The organism is Embleya sp. NPDC127516, from assembly GCF_044765325.1.
Classification (GTDB): domain Bacteria; phylum Actinomycetota; class Actinomycetes; order Streptomycetales; family Streptomycetaceae; genus Embleya.
The window spans coordinates 97,600-103,599 of sequence record NZ_JBIWJT010000008.1 but is presented as its reverse complement, the minus strand read 5'-3'; the positions used below and the strand labels follow the sequence as shown (position 1 = coordinate 103,599).

Annotated in this window: 4 protein-coding genes; 2 read left to right on the top strand and 2 right to left on the bottom strand. The window is 73.2% G+C overall.

The window, feature by feature from the left end:
* Positions 1-293 precede the first annotated feature (293 nt).
* Both ACIRL2_RS17360 and ACIRL2_RS17355 read left to right on the top strand, forming a co-directional pair.
* A complete protein-coding gene (locus ACIRL2_RS17360; protein ID WP_402232946.1) occupies positions 294-1,472 on the top strand; it encodes a thiolase family protein in 1,179 nt (392 codons plus the stop codon).
* A 110-nt stretch (positions 1,473-1,582) separates the two neighbouring features.
* Complete coding sequence (locus ACIRL2_RS17355; RefSeq protein ID WP_395863910.1) at positions 1,583-2,344, top strand: 3-hydroxyacyl-CoA dehydrogenase; 762 nt, start codon at positions 1,583-1,585, stop codon at positions 2,342-2,344.
* 404 nt (positions 2,345-2,748) lie between these two features.
* Here the strand turns inward: ACIRL2_RS17355 and ACIRL2_RS17350 are convergent, their stop codons facing one another.
* Both ACIRL2_RS17350 and ACIRL2_RS17345 read right to left on the bottom strand, forming a co-directional pair.
* Positions 2,749-3,402 carry a TetR/AcrR family transcriptional regulator gene (locus tag ACIRL2_RS17350; RefSeq protein WP_395863912.1) on the bottom strand — a complete coding sequence of 218 codons (654 nt, stop codon included), beginning with the start codon at positions 3,400-3,402 and terminating at the stop codon, positions 2,749-2,751.
* 145 nt (positions 3,403-3,547) lie between these two features.
* On the bottom strand, positions 3,548-5,581 hold the full coding sequence (locus ACIRL2_RS17345; RefSeq protein ID WP_402232943.1) for a hypothetical protein: 2,034 nt from the start codon (positions 5,579-5,581) through the stop codon (positions 3,548-3,550).
* Positions 5,582-6,000 lie beyond the last annotated feature (419 nt).

Sequence of the window (6,000 nt, the reverse complement as noted above, 5' to 3'; positions counted from 1 at the left end):
CGGTCGTCCGCCTCGGCCCGCGCCCGGCACCGTAGCCCGGCCGCGGCGCGGGGGGGGTGCGACGCCCCGGCGCCGCGGCCGGGAACGATGGCGGTGCCCGGGTCGATGCTTGACAGGGGTTGCGCCGGCGGGTCGAATGTCTTTAGCGAACGTTCAGTAACCTTGGGGTCCGGTACACCTCACCGGCGGCGGGCGGCGGAACCGCGTGGGGCGGCGCCGGTCGGCCGCCGGGTGTGGCCCGGCCGGGCCCGCCGGTCCGTCGGTTCCGCCAGTCCTGAAGGAGACGAAACCCCATGACCACAGCCGTCATCGTCGACGCCGTACGCACCGCGTCCGGCAAGGGCAAGCCCGGCGGCGCGCTGTCCGGCACCCACCCGGTCGACCTGCTCGCACACACGCTGCGCGCGCTGGTCGAGCGCAACGGGCTCGACCCCGCGTCGGTCGAGGACGTGATCGCGGGCTGTGTGTCCCAGGCCGGCGACCAGTCGCTGAACATCGCCCGCAACGCGGTGCTCGCCGCCGGATTCCCGGAGAGCGTGCCCGCGACGACCGTGGACCGGCAGTGCGGATCCAGCCAACAGGCCGCGCACTTCGCCGCGCAGGGCGTGATCGCCGGCGCGTACGACATCGTGATCGCGGGCGGCGTCGAATCGATGAGCCGGGTGCCGATGGGCTTCGCCGCGCGCGGGGGCGACCCGTTCGGCGAACTGCTCGGCAAGCGCTACCCGCAGGGGTTGATCCCGCAGGGCTATTCGGCCGAACTCATCGCGGCCCGATGGCACCTGGACCGCGAGACGCTGGACCGGTTCTCCGCACGCTCGCACCGGCTCGCCGCACGGGCCGGCGCGGAGGGCGCGTTCGACCGGGAGATCGTGCCGATCACCCTCGACGGCGGTGAGCACCGGGTGGACGAGACGGTGCGTCCCGCGACCACCGAGGAGGGGCTGGCCGGACTCAAGCCCGCGTTCGTGGACGAGGGCATGGGCGCGCGCTTCCCGGAGATCGACTGGCGGATCACCCCGGGCAACTCGTCGCCGCTCACCGACGGCGCCTCCGCCGCGCTGATCATGAGCGAGGAACGGGCGACCGCGCTCGGCCTGACCCCGCGGGCCCGCTTCCACGCGTTCGCGGTGACCGGCGACGACCCGCTGTTGATGCTCACCGGGGTCATCCCGGCCACCCGCAAGGTGCTCGAACGGGCCGGGCTGGGCATCGACGACATCGACGCGTTCGAGGTCAACGAGGCGTTCGCGCCGGTGCCGTTGGCGTGGGCGGCGGACGTGGGCGCCGACCTGGAGAAGGTGAACGTGCGCGGCGGCGCGATCGCGATCGGCCACCCGCTCGGCGCGTCCGGCGGGCGGTTGCTGAGCACGCTGCTGGGCGTGCTGGAGTCCACGGGTGGCCGGTACGGCCTCCAGACGATGTGCGAGGGCGGCGGGATGGCCAACGCGATGATCATCGAACGCCTGTGAGCTCGCGGATCCACCGCACCCGGGCCGCGTGGTCGCGGTTCGCACCCGATTTCCCGTCCGTCTTCCCGTTGTTGCTCGACCCCGCACTTGACTGTTACGGAGACACATACATGCGCATCGAAGGCACCACCGCCCTGGTTACCGGCGGCGCCTCGGGCCTGGGCCTGGCCACCGCCGAACTGCTCGTCGCGAAGGGCGCCTCGGTCGTACTCTTCGACCTGCCCTCCTCGCAGGGCAAGGGAGTTGCCGAACTGCTGGGCGAGCGAGCCGTGTTCGTGCCCGGCGACGTGACTCGAGAGGACGACGTACGGGCCGCGGTGGAGGTGGCCGACGCGGACGGCAGGTTGGCCATCACGGTCAACTGCGCGGGCGTGGCCGACGCGGCGCGGACGGTGGGCCGCAAGGGCGCCTTCCCGCTGGACGTGTTCGCGCGGGTGGTCAACGTCAACCTGATCGGCACCTTCAACGTGCTGCGGTTGGCCGCGGAGCGGATGGTCGGGCACGATCCGGTGGACGGCGAGCGCGGCGTGATCGTGAACACCGCGTCGGTCGCGGCGTTCGACGGGCAGATCGGGCAGGCCGCGTACAGCGCGTCCAAGGGCGGGATCGCGGCGATGACGCTGCCGATCGCGCGGGACCTGGCGGGGTTGGCGGTGCGGGTGATGACGATCGCGCCCGGCCTGTTCGAGACGCCGCTGCTCGGGTCGTTGCCGGAGGCCGCGCGGGCGTCCCTCGGGGCGCAGGTGCCGCATCCGAGCCGGTTGGGGCGGCCGGCGGAGTACGCGTCGCTGGTCGCGCACATCGTGGAGAACCAGATGCTCAACGGCGAGGTGATTCGGTTGGACGGGGCGATCAGGATGGCGCCGAAGTAGGCGCTGGGCGCTGGGCCTTTTGGCCTCAAGCGCCGGCCGGGCTGGGTTACCCGGCCTCCGGCCGAGGTGGCCTCAAGCGCCGGCCGGGCTGGGTTTTGGTTCGGTCGGCGTTTGGTGTGGGGTGTGGGTCGGGGTGGCCTCAAGCGCCGGCCGGGCTGGGTTTTCGGTTCGGGCGGTGCTGGGCGTTGGTGTGGGTTGGGGTGGCCTCAAGCGCCGGCCGGGCTGGGTTTTCGGTTCGGTCGGTGCTGGGCGTGGGTGTGGGTTGGGGTGGCCTCAAGCGCCGGACGGGCTGGGGTTTGGTTCGGGTGGCGCTTGGTGTCGGGTGTGGGTTGGGTGGCCTCAAGCGCCGGACGGGGTGAGATTGGCTCGGGCGGTGCTGGGCGTTGGTGTTGGTTGGGGTGGCCTCAAGTGCCGGGTGGGCTGGGTTTTGGGGTGTGGCCGACTGTGGCCAAGGAGATTTGCACGTAGCGGTCGGCGATCTGGGATGGGGTCAAGGGGCCCGTGGAGCGGTACCAGTCGGCGACGGCCTGGCAGCAGGTGAGGACGGCGCGGCCGGCGTCGACGGGGTATGGCGTACTGAACTCGCCCAGTGCGACGCCGTCGCGGACCGCGTCGTGCATCAGGGCCTCGAGTTCGTCGCGCATCGCGACGTAGCGGGCGCGGTTGTCGGGTTCGAGGCTGCGCATCTCGGTGTCCAGGAAGGCCAGCGGCGCGCGGTTGGCCATGTACAGCACGATGCACTCGACCAGTGCGGCGAACCGCGCGGTGGGCGCGTCGTCCGCCTCGGCGAGTGCGCCCCGGCAGCGGCCGAGCGCGGCGTTCATCGAGCCGATCAGCAGCTCGACCAGCAACGCCTGTTTGTTCTGGTAGTGGTAATACAGCGCCGGCACCGTCACACCGACGCGGCGCGCGATGTCGCGCACCGTCGTGCCGTGATACCCGTGCTCGTCGAACGCGGCCAGCGAAGCGGCCAGGATCGGCGGCAGCAGCAGCGGATCGTACGCGCGCCAGTCGGTGTGGCCGTCGGCGCGCAGATCGGCCGCGAGTGGCTCCGCCATGGGGTCCGGCTCCTGATTCCGCGCACGGGCTCCGGCCATTCCGGGGCGCATCGTCTTGGTTGTGGACATTCTAACGATCGCTCGCTAGGTATCCACGGGCCGGCCGCGCGAACGCGGGCCCGGCGGTCGCGTGGGTCGGGAGTGGTCAGCCGCCGATCTGCTGGAGCGTTTTGACCAGTTCGGCGAAGCCGATGCCGACCTCGTCGAGGACGCGCAGGAGGGCCGGCGGCGGGTCGCCGATCTGGCGGTTGAGCGGGCCGACCCGGCCCGGGACGCTCGCCAGGTCGCCGCCCCGGAAGCGCGACTCGGGGTCGGCCGGGGGACGTATCTGATAGCTGCGCCAGTTCCGCGCGGGCCAGTTGAGCAGCGTCAGGTCGGGCGCGTCCCAGGCCATGAAGGCCCAGCGGCGTTCGTTCCCGGCCTGGATCAGCACCGCCTCGCCGTACTGCGCCAGGCGCGTCGCGGCCACCGCCGCGATCGGGACCGGATTGCCGAACGAGCCGGTGATCCGCCAGATCCCATCCTCGATGCCGGCGACCCAGCCGTGGGCGGCGAACTCCTCGATCGCGTCGGCGTACGGACTGTCCTCGACCGGGAGGGCCGGGATCGGTTCGAGGTCGGTGCGTGTGGGGACGTGCGGGGCGGACGTCACAGCGGACGCGGCGGGGGCGACGGGTGAGGGAGCCGGCCCGGGCGACGGAGCCGCAGCCGCAGCCGCAGCCGCAGCCGGAGCCGGAGTCGGTGTGGGCGTGGCCTGTGGTGCGGCCGTGGCCTCGACCGGGCGCGGCGCGACCACGGCGGTCGACGCGGCGGGCCGCGGCGTCGACGGCGTGATCGGCGTGGGCTCCGGGCGCGGGGTGAGCCGTGTCTCGCTCGGTCGCGCGGCGGCGGCCGGGCTGTACGCGAACACCACCGCGGAGTGCAGCACGCTGCCGTCGGCGCGCGTGACACTGCCCCGTACCGCCGGACCCAGACCGGCCGCGGGCGGGAAGCCGGCGCTCGTCGCACCGCTCGCGATGGTGCCCAACTCCCGCCAGGAGCCCGGCGATCCGTCGGCGGAGGTGCTCACCGTGACCGGCTCGCGGGCGGCCTCGGACAGCACCACCCGCAGTCCCGCGCCGTCCGCTTGGGCCCCGAGCAGGACGAGTTCGGCACCGGCCGCGACGCCGCGCAGCGCGTCCAGGCCGGCGGGCGAGGTGGTGCGCCCCCCGCCGAGCGGCAGCAGGTCGGTGCCGACCGTGCGTACCGCGAGGTCGAGACCGCCGCCGCCGGCCGCGGTGTCCGCGAACGCGGTCCGGGTCAGGTCGGCGTTGCCGGTCAGCGCGAACCAGTGCTCGCCGATCCGCCACTGCGCGAACCGGCCGTGCGCCGGCCGCTGTTCGGGCAGTACGAGCACATCGGCCGGGCGGCCGGCGAGCGCGGAGCGCAGCAGCGTGCCGGTGTAGCCGGACCAGTTCTCGTGCACGCCCACCCGCACCCGCGCCGGGGACAGCCGCGCGATCAGCTCGCGCAGCGTGTCGCCCGTCGTGTCGACGGCCGGCGCGTACACGTGCAGCTCCTCGACCGGACCGGCCGGCACCTGGGCCAGCAGTGAACGGTCCAGGTTGTCCAGCAGCCGGGCCTCGGGACCGGGCGTCTCGTCCGCCATGATGTGTCGCTCGGTCAGCAACCCGGCGATCTCGCGCAGGTACTCGCCGGCCCACGGGGCCATCGTGACGCCGTCCAGGTCGGGCAGCTTGTCCAGCCAGTCGGCCACGTCGGCGAGCAGCGCGTTGGACGCGTCCTGCTCGGTCTCGACCACCGTCCACAACCGGTCGTCGGCCCAGCCGGGCAGCGCGGGGGTGCCGCCGCCGATCGCGATCCGGCACGCGTGCTCGCCGAGCAGCACCACCAGCTTGGCGCGCAGGCCACCGGGACAGACGGTGGGCGCGTAGAGGTAGTCACGGCCGGCGCCGCGCACCTCGACCGGGTCGTGTGTCTCCTGCGCGGCGTCCCCCAGGATCGCGACGCGCGCGGAGAGGTCGCGGGCGAGCGGTACGGCCACGCGCTCCAGGTACGGCAGGTCGACGCCCAGGCCGATGAACAGGGCCTCGTGCAGGGCGGCGCCGTCGGCGCGCTCGTGCCATTCCCGCAGGAGCGTGACGGGGGATGCGGATCGGGTGTGCTGCGACGCGGTCATATGTCGATGTCCAAGGTCGTTCGTCCCGAGGGGATGGCGTGCGGGTGCGGCTCGCGGATGCGGTCGGTGGAGCCTTCGACACGATTCCGATGGTAGGCCCGGTCGCGCGTCGTCGGCGGAGGACCGGCAACCGAACGGGCGCGCCCCGGAACAGCGCCGGTCGGCGTGCGGGCCGCGCGGGTCATCCGAAACCACCTTCCTCGTCGCGAGGATCATCGCAGGAGTCGGCGGCGGCAATGGCAAAGGCCCCACGTCGTGGGCACCATCCGGGGCCGGAGCACCCCCGTGTCCTTATCGCCGACTCGGCTCCCTGAGATATTAGTCCCCTCGGGCAAGCGTGAAGTCGGCCGCGTCGAGGGTGGTGTGCGGGCCGGGCGCGTTCCTCGATCCGGTCGACCCGCCGGTTTGCCGATCCTCGC

Bases quoted from the DNA above. Each gene is read 5' to 3' on its own strand.
- ACIRL2_RS17360 (WP_402232946.1), top strand. From the start codon at position 294: ATGACCACAGCCGTCATCGTCGACGCCGTACGCACCGCGTCCGGCAAG.
- ACIRL2_RS17355 (WP_395863910.1), top strand. From the start codon at position 1,583: ATGCGCATCGAAGGCACCACCGCCCTGGTTACCGGCGGCGCCTCGGGC.
- ACIRL2_RS17350 (WP_395863912.1), bottom strand. From the start codon at position 3,402: ATGGCGGAGCCACTCGCGGCCGATCTGCGCGCCGACGGCCACACCGAC.
- ACIRL2_RS17345 (WP_402232943.1), bottom strand. From the start codon at position 5,581: ATGACCGCGTCGCAGCACACCCGATCCGCATCCCCCGTCACGCTCCTG.